17 protein-coding genes are annotated in these 22,071 nt (G+C 72.0%); 13 read left to right on the forward strand and 4 right to left on the reverse strand.

Annotated features, from left to right (window positions below):
• Window positions 1-9: 9 nt before the first annotated feature.
• The 12 genes from AC3B5L_RS12195 to AC3B5L_RS12250 all read left to right on the forward strand — a co-directional run bounded on the left by AC3B5L_RS12195 (window position 10) and on the right by AC3B5L_RS12250 (window position 16,890).
• Window positions 10-1,398, forward strand: coding sequence for a serine hydrolase domain-containing protein (locus AC3B5L_RS12195; protein WP_259951509.1), 1,389 nt, complete (start codon window positions 10-12; stop codon window positions 1,396-1,398).
• Window positions 1,395-2,318, forward strand: coding sequence for a serine hydrolase (locus tag AC3B5L_RS12200; RefSeq protein WP_259951508.1), 924 nt, complete (start codon window positions 1,395-1,397; stop codon window positions 2,316-2,318). The genes AC3B5L_RS12195 and AC3B5L_RS12200 overlap by 4 nt, the downstream gene beginning before the upstream one ends.
• Before the next feature lie 73 nt (window positions 2,319-2,391).
• Entirely contained in the window at window positions 2,392-3,984 is a 1,593-nt protein-coding gene (locus AC3B5L_RS12205) for an ABC transporter substrate-binding protein (RefSeq protein WP_490095809.1), read from the forward strand.
• A gap of 12 nt (window positions 3,985-3,996) precedes the next feature.
• Entirely contained in the window at window positions 3,997-4,995 is a 999-nt protein-coding gene (locus AC3B5L_RS12210) for an ABC transporter permease (protein WP_187661985.1), read from the forward strand.
• Entirely contained in the window at window positions 4,992-6,914 is a 1,923-nt protein-coding gene (locus AC3B5L_RS12215; RefSeq protein WP_259951507.1) for a dipeptide/oligopeptide/nickel ABC transporter permease/ATP-binding protein, read from the forward strand. Before AC3B5L_RS12210 ends, AC3B5L_RS12215 begins: the two co-directional genes overlap by 4 nt.
• Complete coding sequence (locus tag AC3B5L_RS12220) at window positions 6,911-7,930, forward strand: ABC transporter ATP-binding protein (protein ID WP_490095810.1); 1,020 nt, start codon at window positions 6,911-6,913, stop codon at window positions 7,928-7,930. Before AC3B5L_RS12215 ends, AC3B5L_RS12220 begins: the two co-directional genes overlap by 4 nt.
• 19 nt (window positions 7,931-7,949) lie before the next feature.
• Window positions 7,950-11,285 carry a serine hydrolase gene (locus AC3B5L_RS12225; protein ID WP_490095811.1) on the forward strand — a complete coding sequence of 1,112 codons (3,336 nt, stop codon included), beginning with the start codon at window positions 7,950-7,952 and terminating at the stop codon, window positions 11,283-11,285.
• Entirely contained in the window at window positions 11,285-12,421 is a 1,137-nt protein-coding gene (locus AC3B5L_RS12230; protein ID WP_187661988.1) for a M20/M25/M40 family metallo-hydrolase, read from the forward strand. The genes AC3B5L_RS12225 and AC3B5L_RS12230 overlap by 1 nt, the downstream gene beginning before the upstream one ends.
• Window positions 12,422-12,423: 2 nt before the next feature.
• Entirely contained in the window at window positions 12,424-13,293 is an 870-nt protein-coding gene (locus tag AC3B5L_RS12235; protein ID WP_259962852.1) for a GNAT family N-acetyltransferase, read from the forward strand.
• Window positions 13,290-14,396 carry an o-succinylbenzoate synthase gene (menC, locus tag AC3B5L_RS12240; RefSeq protein WP_259951503.1) on the forward strand — a complete coding sequence of 369 codons (1,107 nt, stop codon included), beginning with the start codon at window positions 13,290-13,292 and terminating at the stop codon, window positions 14,394-14,396. The genes AC3B5L_RS12235 and menC overlap by 4 nt, the downstream gene beginning before the upstream one ends.
• 112 nt (window positions 14,397-14,508) lie before the next feature.
• Entirely contained in the window at window positions 14,509-16,170 is a 1,662-nt protein-coding gene (locus tag AC3B5L_RS12245; RefSeq protein WP_259951523.1) for a PucR family transcriptional regulator, read from the forward strand.
• Window positions 16,171-16,410: 240 nt separating this feature from the next.
• Complete coding sequence (locus AC3B5L_RS12250) at window positions 16,411-16,890, forward strand: Lrp/AsnC family transcriptional regulator (protein WP_232089055.1); 480 nt, start codon at window positions 16,411-16,413, stop codon at window positions 16,888-16,890.
• A gap of 46 nt (window positions 16,891-16,936) precedes the next feature.
• On the opposite strand, the gene AC3B5L_RS12255 is transcribed toward AC3B5L_RS12250, so the two are convergent.
• Genes AC3B5L_RS12255 through rsmA form a run of 3 tightly spaced genes read right to left on the reverse strand, consistent with a single transcriptional unit; the run spans window position 16,937 to window position 19,823 of the window.
• Complete coding sequence (locus AC3B5L_RS12255; RefSeq protein ID WP_490095812.1) at window positions 16,937-17,869, reverse strand: 4-(cytidine 5'-diphospho)-2-C-methyl-D-erythritol kinase; 933 nt, start codon at window positions 17,867-17,869, stop codon at window positions 16,937-16,939.
• Window positions 17,870-17,876: 7 nt separating this feature from the next.
• On the reverse strand, window positions 17,877-18,944 hold the full coding sequence (gene mgrA / locus AC3B5L_RS12260; RefSeq protein ID WP_210678205.1) for an L-glyceraldehyde 3-phosphate reductase: 1,068 nt from the start codon (window positions 18,942-18,944) through the stop codon (window positions 17,877-17,879).
• Window positions 18,945-18,953: 9 nt separating this feature from the next.
• Entirely contained in the window at window positions 18,954-19,823 is an 870-nt protein-coding gene (rsmA, locus tag AC3B5L_RS12265; protein ID WP_490095813.1) for a 16S rRNA (adenine(1518)-N(6)/adenine(1519)-N(6))-dimethyltransferase RsmA, read from the reverse strand.
• Between the two features lie 73 nt (window positions 19,824-19,896).
• Here rsmA and AC3B5L_RS12270 point away from each other — a divergent pair, with 73 nt between their 5' ends.
• Window positions 19,897-21,183 carry an MFS transporter gene (locus tag AC3B5L_RS12270; protein WP_490095814.1) on the forward strand — a complete coding sequence of 429 codons (1,287 nt, stop codon included), beginning with the start codon at window positions 19,897-19,899 and terminating at the stop codon, window positions 21,181-21,183.
• Here AC3B5L_RS12270 and AC3B5L_RS12275 read toward each other — a convergent pair.
• Window positions 21,162-22,058, reverse strand: coding sequence for a TatD family hydrolase (locus AC3B5L_RS12275; RefSeq protein WP_490095815.1), 897 nt, complete (start codon window positions 22,056-22,058; stop codon window positions 21,162-21,164). The two genes, AC3B5L_RS12270 and AC3B5L_RS12275, sit on opposite strands and share 22 nt — an antisense overlap.
• Window positions 22,059-22,071: the final 13 nt, after the last annotated feature.

Consider the following 22,071-nt stretch of genomic DNA (forward strand, 5'->3'; position numbering starts at 1 on the left):
GGAGCGCACGTGTCCGAACTGAACGAAATCGGCAGCTGGGTGCGGGAGAACCTGCCCGCGCTGCTCGCCGACGCGCACGTCCCCGCGGCATCCGTCGCGGTCCTGTCCGACGGCGAGGTCGTCACCGCCGCCGCCGGCATCCTGAACCGCAACACCGGAGTCGAAGCCGACGAGGACTCGGTCTTCCAGATCGGGTCCATCACCAAGACCTGGACGGCGACGCTCATCATGCAGCTCGTCGACGAGGGTCTGCTGGACCTCGATGCGCCGGTGCGCGACGTCGTCCCGGCGTTCGCGATCGCCGACGAGGCGGCGGCGAGCGCCATCACCCCGCGCCAGCTCCTCAGCCACGTGAGCGGATTCGAGGGCGACCTGTTCAACGACACCGGGGTGGGCGACGACGCCGTGGAGAAGTACCTCGCCACGATCACGGATGCCCCGCAGCTGTTCGCACCCGGCGAGCGCTTCTCGTACAACAACGCCGCCTTCGTGGTGCTCGGCCGGATCGTCGAGGTGCTGCGCGGGACGTCCTTCGACCAGGCGTTGCGCACGCATCTGGCGACACCGCTCGGGCTCACCCATCTCGCCACCTCCGCGGCGGAGGCGATCATGTTCCGCGCCGCACTCGGTCATCTCCCGTCCGAGGACGGCGACGAACCGGTCCCGGCACCCGTGTGGAGCCTCGTGCGCTCCAACGCCCCTGCCGGATCGATGCTCGCGATGACGGCGCGCGACCTCGTGACGTACGCCCGGATGCATCTGGACGGCGGCGTCGCCGCGGACGGCACCCGTGTGCTCTCGACGGTGAGCGTGCAGGCCATGCAGGAACGTCAGGTCGAGCTGCCGGACCTCGGGCTGATGGGCGACGCATGGGGCCTCGGCTGGGAGCTCTTCGACTGGGAAGGCGGGCCCGTCATCGGCCACGACGGCGGCACGATCGGCCAGAACGCATTCCTCCGCATGGTGCCGGGCGCGGGTGTCGCCGTCGCCGTGCTCACCAACGGCGGACACGCCGTCGACGTCTACCACGCGATCACCTCGCGGGTCCTCGCCGCCCTCGCCGGCGTGCGCATGCCGGCGCTGCCCTCCCTCCCGCACTCCCCCGTGGAGGTCGACCTCGACCGGATCCTCGGGACCTATTCGTCCTCGGTGTCCGACTCGACCGTACGCGTCGACGACGACGGTCGCGTGTGGCTCGAGCGCACCATGAAGGGCATCTTCGCGGAGCTGGGTCCGGCCCCCGAACCGGTGGAGCTCGTCGGCTGGGCGGGTGACACCCTCCTCCCCCGCGAGGCGCAGAACGGCATCCGCATGCCGCACGCCTTCGTGGGCGACGACGGCACGGGTCGCGCACTGTACCTGCACACGGGCCGGGCCGACCGCCGGGTGGACGCATGACGATCGCGGCGACGACAGCTCCCGGCATCTCGGAGATCTTCGCCGATGCCGGCGCCGTCGGCTTCCTGCACGCGCGGGAGATCGGCGTCGACGGCGGACCGGAGGTCGCGATCGGCGCCGACGAGCCGGTCGTGCTCGCATCGGTGTTCAAGATCCTCGTGCTAACGGCGTTCGTCCGTGCGGTCGAGGCGGGCGAGCTCGACGGGCGGGAGCGCACCACCGTCACGGCCCGCTACCGCATCGGCGGTGTCGGCACGGCCGGATTCGCCGACGACACCGAGGTGAGCTGGCGCGACCTCGCTCTGAACATGATGTCGATGAGCGACAACGCCGCCACCGACGTCCTCTACCACCGCCTCGGCGCCGCGGCTGTGGACAGGGTGATCACCGATCTCGGCCTGCACCGCACGCACCTCATCGGCTGCTGCGAGGACCTGTTCGCCTCCGTCGTCTCCGGTCTCGGCGGCACCCCGGACAGCGACCTGGACGCTCTGCTGAGCGGTGCGTCGGCGGACCAGGTGCTCGCCCTCGACGCGCTCGATCCGCAGCGGACCACGCGCTCGACCCCCCGCGAGGTCACGATGCTGCTCGACTCCCTGTGGAGCGACCGCGCCGCCCCCGCGGCGGCCTGCCGGCAGGCGCGCGACATCATGGCCAGACAGATCTGGCCGCACCGGCTCTCGTCCGCCTTCCCCTCCGGCGTGCAGATCGCAGCGAAGACGGGGACGCTGCCCACCTGGCGCAACGAGGCCGGGGTGGTGACCTACCCGGACGGTCGGCAGTACGCCGTCGCCGTCTTCACCCGCGCGGCCTCGCTCGCCGACCGGCAGCCGCGCGTCGACGCGTCCATCGGCGCCGCCGCGTACGCCGCCGTCGAGCACCTGCGCGCGGCGACACCGAGCCGGAGCCACGACTCCTGAACCGCACCACCCCCTCGCACCACCGATCCGCACGACCCGACCCGCACCGCCCGAACACCGCTGGAGGCTCCTGATGCGTTCCCGTACCCCGCTGCTCGCCCTGCTCGGCGCCACGGCGCTCGCCCTGACATCATGCGCCGGCGGCGCCGCTCCCGGCGGCGACGCCGGGGAGGGCGTCCTCGCCGACGGCAAGACGTTCACCTCGGTGATCTCGACCGATCCCGGAAGCCTGGATCCGTTCGTGACCGTGATGTCCGTCGCCCGCTCCGTCGACCGCTTCCTTTACGCCCGTCTCGTGGAGGTCCTCGAGGACGGCAGCATCGTGTCGGGTCTCGCCGAGGACTGGGAGTCCGACACCACCACGGCGACCTTCACCCTGCGCGACGGCGTCACCTGCGAGGACGGCACGCCGCTCACCGCGACCGACGTGGCCGCGAACATCACCCACATCGGCGACCCCGCGAACGGCTCTCCCCTCATCGGCCTCCAGGTGCAGCCCGGCACCTCGGCCGTCGGAGACGACGCCGCCGGCACGGTCACCGTCACCAGCGGCCGCCCCGACTCGTTCCTTCTGGAGAACGTGGGCAGCATCTCGATCGTGTGCGGCACCGTGATCGACGACCCGGATGCGCTGGCCAAGGGCGAAGGCGCGACCGGCATGTTCACGATGACGGAGATCGTCCCCAACAGCCAGTACACGCTCACGCGTCGCGACGACTTCACCTGGGGCCCCGGAGACTGGGATCCGGAGCAGAAGGGCCTGCCGGACACCGTGGTCTTCCGGGTGATCCCGAACGAGACGACCGCCGCCAACCTCCTCCTCTCCGGAGAGGTCAACGCGGCCCTGGTGATCGGCCCGGACAGCACGCGCATGGAGGAGGCCGGACTCTTCCACACCGATGTCCAGACGCCCGGCGGCTCCTTCACGTTCAACCAGGCCGACGGCCGACCGACCGCCGACCCGGCCGTCCGCGAGGCGCTCGTGCAGGCCGTCGATCTGGAGCAGCTGCGGCAGGTCATCGGCAGCGGCAAGGCCACCGTGCCGACCGGGCTCGTCACGGTCTCGCCCAACCCGTGCCGCGCCGACACCGTCTCCGGGCACCTGCCGGAGACGGACGTCGACGCCGCGGCCGCGGCTCTGGACGAGGCAGGGTGGACCGCCGGCTCCGATGGCGTCCGCGCCAAGGACGGTGAGCCGCTCACGCTGAAGATGATCTACTCCGCGCAGTTGGGCGACGCCGGCAACGCGGCGGCGGAGCTCGCCCAGTCCGCCTGGAAGGACCTCGGAGTCGACATCTCCGTCACCGCGGTCGACTCGCCCACGCTGAGCGAGGTGCTGTTCTCGACGGGCGACTGGGACATCTCCGCCGCCCCGCTGACGGTGTCCCTGCCGAGCATGCTCGTGCCATTCTACTCCGGGCCCACCCCGCCGAACGGCACGAACTTCGCCGGCATCGACAACCCCGACTACACCGCCGCGGTCACCGCCGCGTCGGAGAAGGCCGGCACCGACGGCTGCGACGACTGGAGCGCGGCCGAGGTCGCCCTCTTCGAGACGACCAGCGTGGTGCCCTATGCGAACATCCTGCGCTCGACCTTCGCCCACAAGGCGGAGTTCACCGAGGGCGACGGCATCGACCCGACGTCGATCCGGATGTTCGAGTAACGGAGGCAGCCGATGGCCAGCACCACCGCCACGCAGGCGATCCTGATCAGATCCGCCCGGTCGGACAACCCGTGGGTGTCCTTCCTGGTCCGGCGCGGAGGGCAGTTCGTCCTCGCGGTGTGGGTGCTGGTCACGGCGGCCTTCCTGATGATCCATCTCGTCCCCGGCGACCCGGTGCGGGCGGCGTTGGGGATGAACGCCCCGGCCGAGCTCGTCGAGTCCCGCCGGGCGGCCCTCGGTCTCGACCAGCCGCTGCTCGTGCAGTACGTCCGTTACATCGGCGGACTGTTCACGGGCGATATGGGCACCTCGATGATCACGAGCCAGCCGGTCTCCGAGCTCATCGCGACCCGGCTCCCCGCCACGCTCCAGCTCGCGCTCCTCGCGGTGGTCCTGGTGCTGCTGATCTCGGTGCCGCTCGGGGTCACGATGGCCGTGGCCACCCGCGGCGGCCGGCGCCGTGGCCTGGAGCTGGGTTTCGCCACGGTCACGGTGATCCTCGCCGCGATCCCCGAGTTCCTGCTCGCGGTCGGCCTCGTCTACGTCTTCGCCGTCTCCCTCGGGTGGTTCCCGGTCGCCGGCAACACCGCACCGTTCGCCCTCGTGCTCCCGGTGCTGGCCCTCGCGATCGGGCCGATCGCCGTGTTCTCCCGCATCATCCGGGTCGAGGTGCTCTCGGTGCTCGGGCAGGACTTCATCCGCACCGCCCGCGCCAAGCGGCTCGCCCCGCGCCGCATCTACTCCCGGCACGCGGTCCCCAACGCCATGACCGCCACCCTCACCCTCACCGGCCTGCTGCTTACGGGCATGGTCGCCGGCACCGTCCTCGTGGAGAACGTCTTCGCCTGGCCGGGGCTCGGCACCATGATCGTGCAGTCCATCCTCACCAAGGACTACTCGGTCGTGCAGGGGATCGTGCTCGTCTACGGCATCGGCGTGCTCCTGGTGAACCTCGTCATCGACGTGGTCCTCGCCCTCCTCGATCCGCGCTCCACCATCAGGGAGGCATGATGGCGCCCACCCGCAACGCCTGGTCGGCGATCGTCCGGTCCCCGCTCGGGGCCACCGCGCTCGTCCTCATGGTCCTCGTCGCGCTCACCGCGATCCTCGGGCCCGTCATCTGGGGCCCGCAGGCCGAGCAGGTCGACCCGACCGCCGTCACCCAGGGCCCCAGCGCCGCCCATCTGCTGGGCACCGACACTCTCGGTCGCGACGTGCTGGCGCGGGTGCTGGTGGCCACCCGCCTCTCCGTGGTCCTCGCCGTCATCGCCGTCCTCATCGGCGTGATCGCGGGATCGCTGCTCGGCATGGCCCCCTCGGTCCTCCCGCGGTGGGCCGGACGCCCGATCGCCGGTTTCGTGAACACCGCCGTCGCCTTCCCCGGGCTCCTGCTCGCGCTCTTCTTCGCCGTGATCTTCGGCGTCGGCACCACCGGATCCGTGCTCGCGATCGGACTGGCCATGGCACCGCAGTTCGCGCGTCTGACCCAGACCCTGTCCGCGGCGATCGCCGGACGTGACTTCATCGCGGCGGCCCAGGTCGCCGGCGTCTCCCGATTCCGCATCCTGTTCCGGCACATCCTGCCGAACATCGGCGAACCGCTCATCGTCAATGCGACCGTGGCCGCGGGGTCCGCGCTGCTCGCGTTCGCCGGTCTGTCCTTCCTCGGGCTCGGCGTGCAGGTACCGGAGTACGACTGGGGCCGCCTGCTCGGCGAGGGCCTGAACCGCATCTACCTCAACCCCGCGGCGGCGCTCGGTCCCGCCGTGGCCGTGATCATCGCCGGACTCGCCTTCAACCTCCTGGGCGAGACCGCCGCCGCGGCGCTGGGCGGACGCTCCGGACGCCGCCGCCACCGGCTTCCCGCCGTCGCGCAGCCCGCCCCGGGCGACGCCGGCACCGTGCCCGCGCAGGTCGACGGCGACGACGTGGTGCTCCTCGTCGACGACCTGCGCGTCTCCTTCCCCACGCCTGCCGGCTGGGTCACGCCCGTCCGCGGGGTGTCCTTCACCGTCGGCCGGGGTGAGGCGATCGGCGTGGTCGGAGAGTCCGGCTCGGGGAAGAGCCTCACGGCGCTCGCTGCGGCTCGGCTCATCGAACAGCCGGGACACGTGTCCGCCGCCCGCCTCGACTTCTGCGGCGTCCCGGTGCTCACCACGTCGGAACGGGCGCTGCGACCGTTGCTGGGGACCTCGCTGGCGATGGTGTTCCAGGATCCGATGACGTCGTTCAACCCGACCCGCCGGATCGGCGCGCAGCTCGCCGAAGCCGCGTCCGAGCACCAGGACATCACCCGCCGGGCCGCCAGGGAGCGCGCGGTCGAGCGCCTGCAGTCCGTACGGGTGCCTGCTGCGGCCCGCCGCGCCCACCAGTACCCGCATGAGTTCTCCGGCGGGATGCGGCAGCGCGCCATGATCGCGATGGGGCTGATGAACCACCCCAAGCTCATCATCGCCGACGAGCCGACGACAGCCCTCGACGTCACCGTGCAGCGGCAGGTGCTGCAGCTGCTCGACCGCGTGCGCCGGGACACCGACGCGGCCATCCTCCTCATCAGCCACGACATCGCCGTCGTCTCCCAGACCTGCGACCGCGTGCTCGTGATGTATGCCGGCCGCATCGTGGAGGACCTCCCCGCCGCCGACCTGCACAGCGCCGCACGGCACCCGTACACGCGTGCGCTGCTGGAGGTCGTCCCCGAACTCGACACCGACCGGTCCCTGCCGCTGCGGACGATCCCCGGACGCCCACCGGCGCCGGGCGCCTTCCCCGTCGGCTGCGCCTACGCCGACCGCTGCCCGCTCGCGACCGCCGTCTGCCGCGAGAAGGACCCAGCGCTCGTCGCCGACGACGCCGGGCGCCGCGTGGCCTGCTGGCACCCCGTGACGGCGACGCCCGCGCCGGTCCGTGAAGAGGAGGCCGTCCGATGAGCGCACTGCGCTTCGAGCACGTGAGCGCGCGGTACGGATCGCACCGGTCCGGGCTGACGGCCGTGGACGATGCGACGCTGACCGTGCCCTCCGGTTCCGTCGTGGGCCTGGTCGGCGAATCGGGCTCGGGCAAGTCGACCCTCGCGCGCGCCGCCATCGGCCTCGCCCCGATCAGCGAGGGCGCCATCACGCTCGACGGCGCGGACGTGCGCTCCTTCCGTCGCCGTCGCCCCATCCAGATGGTGTTCCAGGACCCGTTCTCCTCGCTCGACCCGCGGATGACCATCGGCGAGTCGATCGCCGAAGCGCTCCCCCGCGACCTGCGCGGGGGCCGAGCCCGCCGCGCCGAGGTCGCCCGCCTGCTCGACCTCGTGAGCCTTGACGCCGACCGGGCCGAGGCCCTCCCCGCCGCCCTCTCCGGCGGGCAGCGGCAGCGGATCGCGCTCGCCAGGGCTCTGGCGGCCCGCCCCGAGGTCGTCATCGCCGACGAGATCACCTCGGCTCTCGACGTCTCCGTGCAGGGCTCCGTGCTCAACCTCGTCCGGGAGCTGCGGGCCGAGCTCGATCTGACGATGCTCTTCATCTCGCACAACCTCTCCGTCGTCCGCTACCTCAGCGACCACATCGCGGTCATGTACCTCGGGCGGATCGTCGAGGTCGGCCCCACCGCGCAGGTGCTCGCAGATCCGCAGCATCCCTACACGCGGGAGCTCCTGCAGGCGGCACCCACCCGCCACGGCGACCTGCTGGCGGTCGACCCGGTCGCTCCGGTCGCCGTGGAACCCGCCGACCCGCACGCGCCGCCCTCCGGCTGCTGCTTCCACCCGCGGTGCCCCATCGGTCCCGTCGCCCGGCCCGACCGGCAGATCTGCGTGCTCTCCGAGCCGTTGCGCCCCACCGGACCGGTCGGAGCCGCCTGCCATTTCGCCGGATCTGTGCCGCCGCCCCAAAGCGCGGTCCTGCTTTCGGTCACCGCCACAACACCGCCGGCGACCGCAGCCGACACGCTGAACTGACCATCGGATTGGAGTCCTCATGACCCGCGTCACCGTCGACGACCTGCTGGCCCTCCCTACCCCGGAGCAGCCGGCGCTCTCCCCCGACGCCAGCCGCATCGTGTATGCGCTGCGCGGCATCGACCGCGAGGCCGACCGCGAGACCCGCGCGCTCTGGCAGGTCGCCGCCACCGGTGGCACCCCGGTCCCGCTCACCCGCGGCACGGCCGATTCGACCCCGGTCTGGAGCCCGGACGGCACGCAGCTCGCCTTCCTCCGCGCCGAGGACGGCCCGGCGCAGGTCTGGCTCCTGCCCGCCGCGGGCGGCGAGGCCCGGGCCCTCACGACCCTGCCGCTGGGTGCCGGAGCCCCGGCATGGAGTCCTGACGGCACCCGCGTCGCCTTCACCGCCCCCGTCGACACCGCAGCGCTGCCCGGCGACGACCGCGACGCCCTGCTCGCCCGCCGCTCCGCCCCCTCCGCGACCGACCGGCTCGGCTACAAGGCCGACGGGGCCGGCGTGCTGGGGACGCTCGTGCAGCAGCTCCACGTCGTCGACGTCGAATCGGGCGCCGTCACGGTCGTCACCCGGGGCCGCTCGCACGCCTCCGACCCCTTCTGGTCGCCGGACGGCACGCTCCTCGCCTTCTCGACTGCGGACGAGGAGGACGCCGACCTCACGATGCGCATCCCGGTCTTCGTCACGTCCGCCACCGATCCGAACCGGGCCCCCGTGCGCATCAGCGCCACCGGCGTGCAGGCCACCGCGGTCGGCTGGACGCCCGACGGACGACACGTGGTCGCGGCGGGCCGGCTGGACACCGAGATCGGCAACGCCGACCTCCTGCTCTTCCCTGCGGACGGCGACGGTGCGCCGCGGAACCTCACCGCGTCGGCGGACCGCAACGTCATGCCCGGCGGCCCCGGCTACCCCGGGGGCATGCCGCAGTTCGCGGCGGATGGGCGCCTCGTCTTCTGCCTCCGCGACAACGGCTCCTCGCACGTGTACGCGGTCTCCCCCGAGGGCGGAGAGCCGGAGCCGCTGCTCGCCGGGACCGCGAACGTCTCCGGGCTGTCCGTCGCCGGCACGGCGGCGGCGGTGGTGCTCGCCACCCCCGACTCCTTCGGCGACGTCGCCCTGCTCGACCTCTCCGACGGCACGACCACCGTGCGCGCGGAGTACGGCGTCCCCGACCTCGACCTCCTTCCGGCGGAGGAGCGCCGGTTCACGATCTCGGACGGTACCGTGGTCACCGGCTGGCTGCGCCGCGACCCTGCGACCGAGGGTCCGCTGCCGCTGCTCCTCGACGTCCACGGCGGCCCGCACAACGCCTGGAACGGGGCCGCCGACCTCATCCACCCGTACCATCAGATCCTCGCGCAGCGCGGCTGGGCGATCCTCACGATCAATCCCCGCGGCAGCGACGGTTACGGCGACGCGTTCTTCTCGGCGGTCTCCGGCGGCTGGGGCGTCGAGGACGCGAAGGACTTCCTGGAGCCGATCGACCAGCTCGTCGCGGAAGGCCTGGCCGACCCGGCGCGCCTTGCCGTGACCGGCTACAGCTACGGCGGGTTCATGACCTGCTTCCTCACCTCGCGCGACGACCGCTTCGCGGCGGCCGTCGCCGGCGGCGTCGTCACCGATCTGCTGTCGATGGGCGGCACGTCGGACTTCGGACACCATCTCTCCGCCAAGGAGAACGGCGGCCTGCCCTGGCGCGACCGCGAGAAGATCGCCGCGCAGTCGCCCTACACCCACGTGGACCGGGTGCAGACACCCACGCTGATCCTGCAGGGTGCCGCCGACGACCGCTGCCCTGTGGGTCAGGCCGAGCAGTGGTTCACGGCGCTCCGCGAACGCGGCGTCCCGACGCGGCTGGTGCTGTACCCCGGGGGATCCCACCTGTTCCTCCTGTCCGGGCCGCCCTCCCATCGGGCCGACTACTCGCAGCGGGTCGTCGACTGGGTCGAGCAGTACGCCCCTGCGGCGGGGAAGCCCATCCGTCCGCGGCTTGACGCCCGGCACTGGCAGCAGCGGCTGAGCACGCTGGCCGCCGCGCACAAGGTCCCCGGCGCCACCCTCGGCATCCTCCGGCTGGGCGAGGAGCCCGTCTACGCCCACCACGGCATCCTGAACGTGCGCACGGGCATCGAGACCACCGACGACTCGCTCTTCCAGATCGGCTCGATGGGGAAGGTGTGGACGGCGTCCGCCCTGATGCGGCTCGTCGACGAGGGCCGACTCGATCTCGACACCCCGGTCGTGGAGTACGTGCCGGAATTCGCCTCCTCCGACCCGGAGGTCACCCGGACGGTCACCATGCGGCACCTTCTCAGCCACACCAGCGGCATCGACGGCGACGTGTTCACCGACACCGGCCGCGGCGACGACACCCTGGAGAAGTACGTCGCGCATCTGGACGGCGTCGCGCAGAACCACCCCCTCGGCGCCACGATGTCGTACTGCAACGCGGGCTTCGTCCTCGCCGGACGCGTGATCGAGAAGATCACCGGCACGACGTGGGACCAGGCCATGCGCGACCTGCTCTACGAGCCCCTCGGCCTCACCCACTCCTGCACGCTGCCGGAGGAGGCGGTCATGTTCCGCACCGCCACCGGGCACACCGAGATCGGCGACGACGGCCCCGTGCTCGCTCCGGCGTGGATGCTGCCGCGGTCGATGGGTCCGGCCGGGTTGATCAACTCCACCACCGCCGACGTGCTCGCCTTCGCCCGCATGCACCTGGAGAACGGTCTCGCCGCCGACGGCACGCGGGTGCTGTCCGAGGAGAGCGTGCGCCGGATGCAGCAGCACGAGGTCGATGTCCCCGACCCCTACTCCCTCGGCGACAGCTGGGGCCTCGGCTGGATCCTCTTCGACTGGGACGGGCGCAAGCTCATCGGCCACGACGGCAACACCATCGGGCAGTCGTCGTTCCTGCGGATCCTCCTGGACGAGCAGATCGCGGTCACGCTGCTGACCAACGGCGGCAACACCCGCGACCTGTACGACGAGATCTTCGACGAGATCTTCGCCGAGCTCGCCGACCTCCACCTGCCCACCGGTCTCACCCCGCCCGCGGAACCGTACGTCGACGACTTCTCCGCCTTCGAGGGCGTCTACGACCGCTCCGGCGTCCGCACCGAGATCTTCCGCGACGAGGAGGGGCTGCGCATGCGCACCACGCTGAACGGCCCGCTGGCCGCGCTGCTGCCCGATCCGGTGGAGGAGCACGCCCTCGTGCCCGTGCGCCGGAACGAGTTCGTGATGCGCGCGGAGGGCGAGCAGGCGTGGCATCCCGTCGTCTTCTACTCGCTGCCCACCGGCGAACAGTACCTGCACCACGGCGTCCGTGCCGCACCGAAGGTCTCGTGATGCCGGTGCAGGCGGCCGCCGACCTCGCGGTGGTCCTGGCCGACATCGACACCCTGCTCGCATGCGAGTCGCCGTCGGACGACCGCGCCGCGGTGGCCCGGAGCGCCGACGTCGTGGCCGCGCTCGGCGAACGGCTCCTGGGGGTCGCACCCGAGCGGATCGTGATCGACGGGCGCACGCACCTGCGGTGGCGCTTCGGCCGGGGACCGGCCGCGGTCCTGGTGCTCGGACACCACGACACGGTCTGGCCGCTCGGCTCCCGCGATCGGTTGCCGTCCGGGATCGCCGACGGCGTGCTGCGCGGACCGGGGTGCTTCGACATGAAGACCGGCGTCGTGATGGCGCTGCACGCGGTGGCGGCGCTGGACGACCGCTCCGGGGTGACCATCCTGCTCACGGGCGACGAAGAGCTCGGATCGCCGAGTTCCCGGCAGCTCATCGAGGACGAGGCGCGCGGATGCCGCGCGGCCTTCGTGCTGGAGGCCGCCGCGGAGGGCGGCCATCTGAAGACCGCGCGCAAGGGCGTCTCCCTGTACCGGGTGCACGTCACGGGACGAGCGGCGCATGCGGGGCTGGAGCCGGAACGCGGCGTCAACGCCGGGATCGCGGCGGCGCATCTGCTCCTCGCGGCCGCAGCGCTCGGTGACCCCGCGCGGGGCACGAGCGTGACGCCGACGCTGTTGGCAGCGGGGACCACGACGAACACCGTGCCCGCCACGGCGGAGTTCGCGGTGGACGTCCGCGCCTGGACCGTCGCCGAGCAGGAGCGCGTGGACGCCGCGCTGCGTGCGCTGACGCCGCGGCTGGCCGGCGCGACCGTGCGGATCGAGGGCGGCCCGAACCGCCCGCCGCTGGAGGCGGCGCTCTCCGCCGAGCTGTTCGCGCGCGCATCCGCCATCGCGGCGAGCGCCGGGCTGACGCCGTTCGACGGTGTGGCGGTCGGCGGAGCCTCGGACGGCAACTTCACCGCCGGCATCGGCGTCCCGACGCTCGACGGGCTCGGCGCCGTGGGCGGCGGGGCGCACGCCGACGACGAGCACGTGATCGTCGCGCTGATCCCGGAGCGGCTCCTGCTCCTGGAACGGCTGCTGCAGGAGCAGCGGTCCGAGGCGTCGACACCGGGGGAAGGGCGATGACCATGGCGGAGACCGACACCGGCACGGGCGCGATCGCCGCTGCCGCCGCGAGTGCCTCTGCCGCCGCGAGCGCGGCGGGAGTCTCGATCCGGCTCCTCGACGACGTCGAGGACTTCACCCGCGTCTCTGAGCTCTTCCAGAGCATCTGGACGAAGCAGGGCGAAGCCTCCCCCGTCAACGTCGAGACGCTGCGCGCGCTGTCGAAGGCCGGAAGCTACGTCGGCGGCGCGTTCGACGGGCACGAACTCGTCGGCGCCTGCTTCGGGTTCTTCGCCTCGCCCGGTCGGCGCGCCCTGCACAGCCACATCGCCGGGGTGTCCGGACGGATGCGGGGACGCAGCGTGGGTTTCGCGCTCAAGGTGCACCAGCGCGCCTGGGCGCTGTCCGAGGGGCTCGAGGAGATCTCCTGGACTTTCGACCCTCTCATCAGCCGCAACGCGCACTTCAACCTCGTGAAGCTCGCGGCCGAGCCCACCTCGTACCATCGCAACTTCTACGGGCACATGGCGGACGCGCTCAACGGTGCGGACGACACGGATCGCATGCTCGTCACCTGGTACCTGCACGATCCGCGGGTGGTGGCCGCGGCCGGGGGTGCCCCCGGGGCGCCGGATCCGTCTGCGGCGGACGCGGTGCCGCTGCTGTCCGTCGGCGACGACCTCGCCCCGCTGCTCACCCCCACCGACGCCCGTCTGGTCCGCGTCGCCCTCCCCCGCGACATCGAGGCGCTCCGGCTCCGTGACCCTGATCGTGCGACGCGGTGGCGGCTCGCCCTGCGTGCCGCGCTCGGCGATCTGCTCGACGCCCGGGGACGCGTGCTCTCGTTCGACCGATCGGGGGCCTACACCATCGACAGAGGAGAACAGGGATGAAGCTCACCGGATTCGAGCTGCGCGTGATCGAGATGCCGCTGGTGTCGCCGTTCCGCACGTCGTTCGGCGTCCAGACCGTGCGGGAGGCGCTGCTCGTGCGCGCCGTGTCCGACGAGGCGGAGGGCTGGGGCGAGGGCGTGGCGATGAACGACCCGCTCTACTCCTCGGAGTACGTCGAGGCGAGCGTCGACGTCATCACCCGCTTCCTCCTCCCCGCCCTGGCCGGAGTGCGCGACCTCGATGCGGCCGGCGTCGCCCCGGCACTCGCACCGTTCAAGGGCCACCGCATGTCGAAGGCCGCGGTGGAGCTGGCCGTGCTCGATGCCGAGCTGCGCGCGACGGGAGTGCCGTTGTCGCGCGAGCTCGGCGCCGTCCGCGACCGTGTCGACTGCGGGGTCTCGGTCGGCATCATGGACTCGATCCCGGAACTGCTCGACGCGGTCGCCGGGTACCTCGACGAGGGGTACGTGCGCATCAAGCTGAAGATCGAACCGGGCTGGGACATCGAGCCCGTGCGTGCGGTACGCGAGCGCTTCGGCGACGACGTGCTGCTGCAGGTCGACGCGAACACCGCGTACCACCGCGGCGACGCCCGCCATCTCGCGCGGCTCGACCCCTTCGACCTGCTCCTCATCGAACAGCCCCTGGATGAGGAGGACCTGCTCGGCCACGCCCAGCTGGCGAAGAGCATGACCACGCCGATCTGTCTCGACGAGTCCATCGTGTCCGCGCGGGCCGCGGCCGACGCCATCGCGCTCGGAGCCTGCTCGATCGTCAACATCAAGCCGGGACGGGTCGGGGGCTACCTGGAGGCCCGCCGCATCCATGACGTCTGCGCGGCCAACGACATCCCGGTGTGGTGCGGCGGCATGCTCGAGACGGGCATCGGACGAGCGGCGAACGTGGCCCTCGCGGCGCTGCCGGGCTTCACCCTCCCCGGGGACACGTCGGGCTCCGGCCGCTACTACTCTCGCGACATCACCGACCCGTTCGTCGTCGAGGACGGCACGCTCACGGTGCCCACGGGGCCCGGGATCGGCGTGAACCCGCACCAGGACGCCCTCGATGACGTCACCGTACGCACGGAGTGGATCACGTTCTAGCGGACGAGGCGACGCCCCCGGGTCTGTTCGGGGCGACGAAGAATCGCTACTCTTTCGTCGTGCCCCACAGATCCGAGGCCGTTGCCCGGCCCCTAGCCTGGGCCTCGTGCTCATGTCCGTGACGACACGTCCGCGCGCCAGCCTCGGCCGCGTGATCGAAGACCTCGGCACCACCCTGCTCGAGGTCGTCGGCGGTGCCGTCGACGACGACGTCGTGATCGAGACCGTCGTCATCCACGACGTCCTCGACGACGCGATGCCGCTGCGCGGAGCCCTCGTGCTCGGGGTCGGCCTCAGCGAGCCCGAGGAGGTGGCGACGCTGCTGGGCACGCTGGGGCAGCAGGGGGCGGCCGCCCTCGTCCTCCGCGCCCCGGTCCGGACCGAGCCCGTGCTCCGCGAAGCCGCGACCGCGACCGGCGTCCCCGTGCTCGCCCTCACCCGCGGCGCTTCATGGGCGCAGCTCGCCGCGATGCTGAGGTCGCTCATCGCGGAAGGGGATGTCGGCGACCAGGCGGCCACGACGCTCGGCGGCATGCCGTCCGGCGATCTGTTCGCTCTCGCCAACGCCATCGCGACGCTGCTCAACGCCCCCGTCACGATCGAGGACCGGAGCTCTCGCGTCGTCGCGTTCTCGGGGCGACAGGACGAAGCGGACCCGGCCCGGATCGAGACGGTCCTCGGGCGTCAGGTCCCCGAGCGCTTCGCCCGCCAGCTCGAGGAGCGGGGCGTCTTCCAGGCGCTGTACCGCAGCGAGGATCCCATCCACGTCGGGCCCGTCCACAACACCGAGGGGCTCCCGTCCTACCCGCGGGTCGCGCTGGCCGTCCGCGCCGGTGACGAGATCCTCGGCTCCATCTGGGCGGCGGTGCAGGAGCCTCTGGCGCCCGACCGCGTTCGCGCGCTGAAGGACTCCGCCGGCCTCGTCGCCTTGCACATGCTGCGGCTCCGAGCGGGCGCCGACGTCGAGCGGCGGCTGCGTGCCGACCTCCTCGCCACGATCCTGGAGGGCGGCCCCGGGGCGGCCGACGCCGTGTCGCGGCTGCGACTCGACGACCACCGCTGCGTCGTGCTCGCGTTGTCCGCGGTCGAGCAGCCGGACGACGATCCGTCCGCCGGAGCCCGCCGCATCGCCGAGCGCCACCGGGTCGCCGACGCGTTCGCCGTGCATCTCGGCGCCGTGTACCTCCGCTCCGCCGTGGCGCTCATCGGCGATGTCGTGTACGCGGTCGTCGCCCTGCGGCCGGAGACGGGGACCGCGGAGGGCGCGGGCGATGCGGACGCCAGAGCCGCCCGCGTGGCCACCGACTTCCTCGGCCGCCTCGGCGCCGCCGAGGACATCCGCATCGGCGTGGGGACCGTGGCCCCCGACGCCTCCGGGATCCCCGCCTCCCGGGCCAACGCCGACCGGGCGCTGCGGGTGGGGCGGCACGCCTCCTCTGCGGAGCCGGTGGCCCTGTTCACGGCCGTGCAGATGGAGGCCCTCCTCGTCGAGCTCGGCGACCTCGTCCGCGCGCGCGGTGACCAGCCCACCGGTCCGGTCGCGAAGCTGCTCGCGCAGGACCGCGAACGAGGGACGCACCTGGTCGAGACCCTGCGGGCCTGGCTCGACGCCTTCGGCGACGTCGCCGTGGCCTCAGCCCGCGTCTACACGCATCCGAACACGTTCCGCTATCGGCTGCGCCGGCTCGCGGAGATCGGCGGGATCGATCTGTCCGACCCGGACGCGCGTTTCTCGGCGATGGTGCAGCTGCGCCTGCTCGCCCCGGAGTCCTGAGCCCGACGGCGGGGCCTCTCCGCCCGCCCCGGCACGGACCAGGGCGGGCGGCCGGGGAGCTCGTGGCTCCGCCGCTGTTCGTCCCTCCCGACGACTCGTGACCGATGGGGGAACGCCGCAGGCGTCCGCTCGTGACCGACACCCTGCGTATGTGACAATCAGTTGAACAGACGACGATCGATCAGACCAGAGCCGGAATCTTGGTTGATCGATCTGACCAATCCACCACGGGTGGGGACGATGACGGTGAACGATATGGCCACTCTGCTCGACGCGACCGATCGCCGTATCCTCGCCGTGCTCGACACCGACCCGCGACGTCCGGTCGCCCTCATCGCTCAGGACCTGGGTCTTGCCCGCGGGACCGTGCATGCGCGCCTCGAACGTCTGGAGTCGAGCGGCCGACTGCGCCCGCACAGCGCCCGTGTCCTCCCCGCGGCACTCGGCCGCGGCGTGGCGGCATCGATCCTCGTGGAGTTGGACCAGCATCAGATCACCGCCGCCATCGAGGCGCTCAGCCGCATCCCCGAGGTGCTGGAGTGCTTCGCCCCCGCCGGGGACACCGACCTGCTCCTGCGCGTCGTCGCGACCAGCCCCGACGACCTCTACCGCGTGGCCGAAGTCGTGCGCCTGTGCCCCGGCATCCTGCGCACGTCGACGAGCCTGTTCCTCCGTGAGGTCATCCCGTATCGCGTGAGTGCACTCCTGCAGGCGGAGTGAGCGGGGCCGCGCGCAGGACGGGACCCGCGCGTGAACGCGCGCGGGCTCAGCCGATGATGCGGGCTCCGGGCACGGCGCCGTGCACGTGCAGTGGATCGAGGCCGCCTTCGCGGAGAGCCGTCTGCACCGCCTGCGCGGACTCGGGATCCGCGCAGAGCAGCGCCACGGTCGGCCCTGATCCCGAAACGAGGCCGTGCAGCGCACCGGCCGCGACCCCGCGTTCGATGGTGTGGGCCAGATCCGGTCGCAGGTCCAGGGCGGCCGCCTGGAGGTCATTGTGGAGCGCGTCCGCGAGCTGCCAGGCATCTCCGGTCCGCAGCGCCTGCAGCACCGGGATCGGCACGTCGAGCGAGAGCGGCGGGTCGTCGGCGAGCGCGCCCTCCTCCTCGCGCAGCTCATCGAGCCGGGTGTACACGGCGGGGGTGGACAGTCCCTCGTCGCTGGTCACCAGCAGCCAATCGAAGCGGCCGCGGGCGAGGGCCGGATTCAGCTGATCGCCGCGGCCGGTGCCGACGGCGGTGCCGCCGTGCAGCGCGAACGGCACGTCGGCGCCGAGCCGCGCGGCCAGATCGTGCAGCCGTGCAGCCGAGAGTCCCGTGCCCCAGAGGGCATCGCACGCGACCAGCGCGGCTGCCGCGTCCGCGGAACCGCCGCCCATGCCGCCCGCGACGGGGACGCTCTTGCGGATCCGCAGCGCCACCCCGCCCGGATGATCGGTCGCCATGGCCAGCAGCTTGGCCGCGCGCATCGCGAGGTTCCGGTCGTCGAGCGGAACCGAGCCGTCGTCCTCCACCCCTGACACCGTGAGGGAGAAGTCGTCGGCCTCCCTGGCGATCACGTCCTCGTAGAGCGACACCGCCTGGAAGACCGTCGTGAGGGCGTGATAGCCGTCGTCATGGCGTCCGCCGACCCCGAGGTAGACGTTGATCTTCCCCGGCGCGCGCACGTGCACGGACCGGGAGGACGCGGCGAGGCTCATGAGCGGATCACAGGTCCGACGAGGTCGCCCACAGGTTGACGTCGATGGCGCCGGCGAGCTCGTCGATGCGGCGGAGCTCCTCGTCGGTGAAGGCGGGACCGTCCAGGGCCGCGAGGTTCTCGTCGAGCTGCTCCGTGCGGGACGCTCCGATGAGAGCCGAGGCGACGACCGGGGTGCGCAGCGTCCACTGCAGGGCGAGCTGTGCGAGCGACTGTCCCCGGCCCTGGGCGACCTCGTTCAGCGCGCGGAGCGTCTGGACGGCGTCATCGGTCAGTTTGCCCTTCGGCAGCGAACCGCGCTGCTGCGCGCGCTCGGCGGTGCCGTCACCGAGGTACTTGTCGGTGAGCAGCCCCTGGGCGAGCGGGGTGAAGGCGATGGCGCCGAGGCCCGACTCCTCGAGGGTCTGCGTGAGGCCGTCCTCGATCCAGCGGTTGAGGATCGAGTACGCGGGCTGGTGGATGACGAGCGGCGTCCCCAGCTCCTTCGCCACGGCGACGGCCTCGGCCGTGCGCTCGGCGCTGTAGGAGGAGATGCCGACATACAGCGCCTTGCCCTGGCGGACCAGGGTGTCGAGAGCGCCGACCGTCTCGGCGATCGGGGTGACCGGGTCGACGCGGTGCGAGTAGAAGATGTCGACGTAGTCCAGCCCCATGCGCGTGAGGGACTGCTCCGCGCTCGCGAGGATGTACTTCCGGCTCGCGTAGTCGCCGTACGGGCCGGGCCACATGTCCCAGCCGGCCTTCGACGAGATGATCAGCTCGTCGCGGTACGGACGCAGGTCCTCCGCGAAGATGCGACCGAAGTTCTTCTCGGCGGAGCCGTACGGCGGGCCGTAGTTGTTCGCCAGGTCGAAGTGCGTGATCCCGTTGTCGAACGCGTGGCGCAGGAGCGCCCGCTGGTTGTCGAGCGGGATGTTGTCGCCGAAGTTCCACCAGAGCCCGAGCGAGATCGGGGGGAGGTACAGGCCGGAGGAGCCGACCTGACGGTAGGCGAACCGTCCGTAGCGGCCCTCGTCGGCGGCGTACGGACGGTGCAGCTCGGGGACATCGGGGCGGAAGCGGGGGGAGTCGGTCACCGTGCCAGATTAGCCGCTGACGCCGGAACCCTCGATCGCCGTTGCGTGCTGGGCGATCCGCTGGTAGTCGTCGACCGTGAGGTCCTCCCCGCGGGCCGTCGGGGCGACGCCGGCGGCGGTCAGCACCTCGATCGCCGCGGCGGAGCTGCCGAAGATCCCGGAGAGGGCCTGCCGCAGCATCTTGCGGCGCTGGTTGAAGGCCGCATCGACGATCGCGAAGGTGCGTCGGCGCTCCTCCACCGGTCCGCGCTCCCCCTCGGAGCGGTCGAAGCCGACGAGGAGGCTGTCCACGTTCGGCACCGGCCAGAAGACCTGCCGGGAGACGTTCCCGGTGAGCTTCCACTCGCCGTACCAGGCGGCCTTGACGCTCGGCGAGCCGTAGATCTTCGATCCGGGCTTCGCGGCCAGGCGCTCGGCCACCTCGGCCTGCACCATCACGACGCCCCGCTGCAGGTACGGGAAGGTCTCCAGGAAGTGCAGCAGGACGGGCACCGACACGTTGTACGGCAGGTTCGCGACGAGGACGGTCGGCTCGCCCGGCAGCTCCGTCACGCGGAGGGCGTCCGCGTCGACCACCGTCAGCATCCCCTCCGGCACGCCGTGCTCGGCCGCGGTCTGCGGCAGGCGGGCGGCCAGGCGGTGGTCGATCTCCACGGCGGTGACCGCGGCCCCCGCCTCGAGGATCGCCAGGGTCAGGGACCCGAGCCCCGGTCCGACCTCCACCACCCGCTCCCCCTGCTGCACGCGGGCGGCCTGGACGATCTTGCGGACGGTGTTCGCGTCGACGACGAAGTTCTGCCCGAGCTTCTTGGTGGGGGTGACATCGAGCTCGGCGGCCAGACGGCGGATCTCGGTGGCCCCGAGCAACGTGACGGTCATGGGTCCATTCTCCCGGATGACGGGCCGTGCCCGGATCCTGGGCAGTGTCCGTGATCATCGCTATCCTTCGGAGGTGCCCTCCCTCGGTGAACTGATCGCTCCGCGGCGCCTGGGCAGGGACTTCCGCTGGCTGCTCGCGTCGTCGTGGACGAGCAACATCGGAGACGGCGTGGCGCTGGCCGCCGCTCCCCTGCTCATCGCTTCGATGACGTCGTCGCCGATCCTCGTGGCCTCCGGGGCCATCCTGCAGTTCCTGCCGTGGCTGCTCTTCGGCCTGCACGCCGGGGCGATCGCCGACCGCTTCGATCGGCGCCGCCTGGTGATGACCGCCAACGCCGTGCGCGCCGTCGTGCTCGCCGCCCTCTGCGTGTTCCTCGTGACGGGAACGGCGAACATCGGGATCGTGTTGACCGTCGCGTTCCTCTACGGCACCGCGGAGGTCTTCGTCGACACCGCGGGGAGCACGTTGCTGCCGATGCTCGTGAAGCCTGCCGACCTCGGCATCGGCAACGCACGGCTGCAGGCGGGATATCTCGTGGCGAACCAGTTCGCCGGACCGCCGCTGGGCGCCTTCCTCTTCGCCGCCGGGAGCGCGTGGCCGTTCCTCGTCGAAGTCCTGTGCGTGACGCTCGCGATCGTCCTGATCTCCCGGATGGCGCGCACCCCCGTCCCGCCACGGGAGACCGAGACCCACCCGCCGGTGCACACCGACATCGCGGAGGGGCTGCGCTGGCTGTGGCGCAACCCGCCGGTGCGGATGCTCGTGCTCATCATCCTCGTCTTCAACGTGACCTGGGCCGCACCGTGGGGCGTGCTCGTGCTCTACGCCACCGAGCACCTGCAGATGGGGCCCGTGGGCTACGGCGCCCTCACCACGGCCTCCGCGGCGGGCGGCATCGTCGCGACGCTGAGCTTCGGCTGGCTGGAGCGGCACGTGTCCTTCGCGACTCTGATGCGCATCGTGCTCTCGCTCGAAGTGCTCATGCACCTCGCCTTCGCGCTGACCACCACGGGCACGGTCGCCCTCGTCATCATGTTCTTCTTCGGCGCGTACGCCTTCGTGTGGGGCACGATCTCCACGACCGTCCGGCAGCGGCTCGTCCCCGCTTCCCTGCAGGGGCGCGTCGCCTCGGTCAACATGGTCGGCGTCTTCGGCGGCATGATCGTCGGCCAGGCCCTCGGCGGCGTCATCGCGCAGACCTGGGGCCTGACGGCACCGTGGTGGTTCGCGTTCGGCGGGGCGGCGATCACCCTGATGCTGGTGTGGAAGCCCATCTCGCACATCGTCAGCGCGAAGCCCGTCGCCGAGACGGGGCCGGACGACGTCGAGCCGGAGGGTCAGTCGGCGAACGAGCCGTAGACCCGGAGGGTGTTCTCGGCGAGCTGCGCGGAGAGATCGTCCACGTCCAGGCCGAGCTCCGCGGCCAGGAATCGCACCGTGAGCGGCACGAGGTACGGCGCGTTCGGGCGGCCCCGCAGCGGGACCGGCGTGAGGAACGGGGCGTCCGTCTCGACGAGGAGGCGGTCGAGCGGCGTGACCTTGAGGGCGTCCCGCAGGTTCTGCGCGTTCTTGAACGTCACGTTCCCGGCGAACGAGAGGTAGTACCCGGCATCGGCGCAGACCCGCGCCATCGCCTCGTCCCCCGAGAAACAGTGGAACACGGTGCGCTCGGGAGCGCCGACCCGCGTCAGCGTCTCGAGCACGGCCTCGTGCGCATCCCGGTCGTGGATCTGCATCGCGATGCCGTGCTTCTTGGCGAGCGCGATGTGCGCCTCGAAGGAGGCGAATTGCGGAGCGCGGCGCTCCGGCTCGGTGCGGAAGAAGTCGAGGCCGGTCTCGCCGATCGCCCGCGTGCGCGGATGCGCGGCGAGCTCGTCGATCACGCCGAGCGCCTCGTCGAGACGGCCCTCCTCCGCGTAGGTCGGGGCGTCGTTCGGGTGGATGGCGACCGCGGCGAGGACCCGCGGATCGGACACGGCGGCCTCGACCGCCCAGCGGGACGACTCGATGTCTCCGGACGCCTGCACGACCCCGATGACGCCGACCGCCTCCGCCCGGTCGAGCTGGGCTTTGAGGGAAAGCCCCTGGGTCCCTGAGCCTGTCGAAGGGCCATCGGCGATCTCGAGGTGCGCGTGGTTGTCGTAGACGGGCACGGCGAGGGGTTCCGGGGCCGCCGGGTAGGTCCGATCCTTGCGCCCGTCGCCCGAGCGCTCGCGCACGTAGGTCTCCGCCATGGTGTCCTGCCCG

The sequence above is a fragment of the Microbacterium sp. C-MGS6 genome (assembly GCF_058140415.1).

Bases quoted from the DNA above. Each gene is read 5' to 3' on its own strand.
- AC3B5L_RS12200 (WP_259951508.1), top strand. From the start codon at position 1,395: ATGACGATCGCGGCGACGACAGCTCCCGGCATCTCGGAGATCTTCGCC.
- AC3B5L_RS12205 (WP_490095809.1), top strand. From the start codon at position 2,392: ATGCGTTCCCGTACCCCGCTGCTCGCCCTGCTCGGCGCCACGGCGCTC.
- AC3B5L_RS12210 (WP_187661985.1), top strand. From the start codon at position 3,997: ATGGCCAGCACCACCGCCACGCAGGCGATCCTGATCAGATCCGCCCGG.
- AC3B5L_RS12215 (WP_259951507.1), top strand. From the start codon at position 4,992: ATGATGGCGCCCACCCGCAACGCCTGGTCGGCGATCGTCCGGTCCCCG.
- AC3B5L_RS12220 (WP_490095810.1), top strand. From the start codon at position 6,911: ATGAGCGCACTGCGCTTCGAGCACGTGAGCGCGCGGTACGGATCGCAC.
- AC3B5L_RS12225 (WP_490095811.1), top strand. From the start codon at position 7,950: ATGACCCGCGTCACCGTCGACGACCTGCTGGCCCTCCCTACCCCGGAG.
- AC3B5L_RS12230 (WP_187661988.1), top strand. From the start codon at position 11,285: ATGCCGGTGCAGGCGGCCGCCGACCTCGCGGTGGTCCTGGCCGACATC.
- AC3B5L_RS12235 (WP_259962852.1), top strand. From the start codon at position 12,424: ATGGCGGAGACCGACACCGGCACGGGCGCGATCGCCGCTGCCGCCGCG.
- menC (WP_259951503.1), top strand. From the start codon at position 13,290: ATGAAGCTCACCGGATTCGAGCTGCGCGTGATCGAGATGCCGCTGGTG.
- AC3B5L_RS12245 (WP_259951523.1), top strand. From the start codon at position 14,509: ATGTCCGTGACGACACGTCCGCGCGCCAGCCTCGGCCGCGTGATCGAA.
- AC3B5L_RS12250 (WP_232089055.1), top strand. From the start codon at position 16,411: ATGACGGTGAACGATATGGCCACTCTGCTCGACGCGACCGATCGCCGT.
- AC3B5L_RS12255 (WP_490095812.1), bottom strand. From the start codon at position 17,869: ATGAGCCTCGCCGCGTCCTCCCGGTCCGTGCACGTGCGCGCGCCGGGG.
- rsmA (WP_490095813.1), bottom strand. From the start codon at position 19,823: ATGACCGTCACGTTGCTCGGGGCCACCGAGATCCGCCGTCTGGCCGCC.
- AC3B5L_RS12275 (WP_490095815.1), bottom strand. From the start codon at position 22,058: ATGGCGGAGACCTACGTGCGCGAGCGCTCGGGCGACGGGCGCAAGGAT.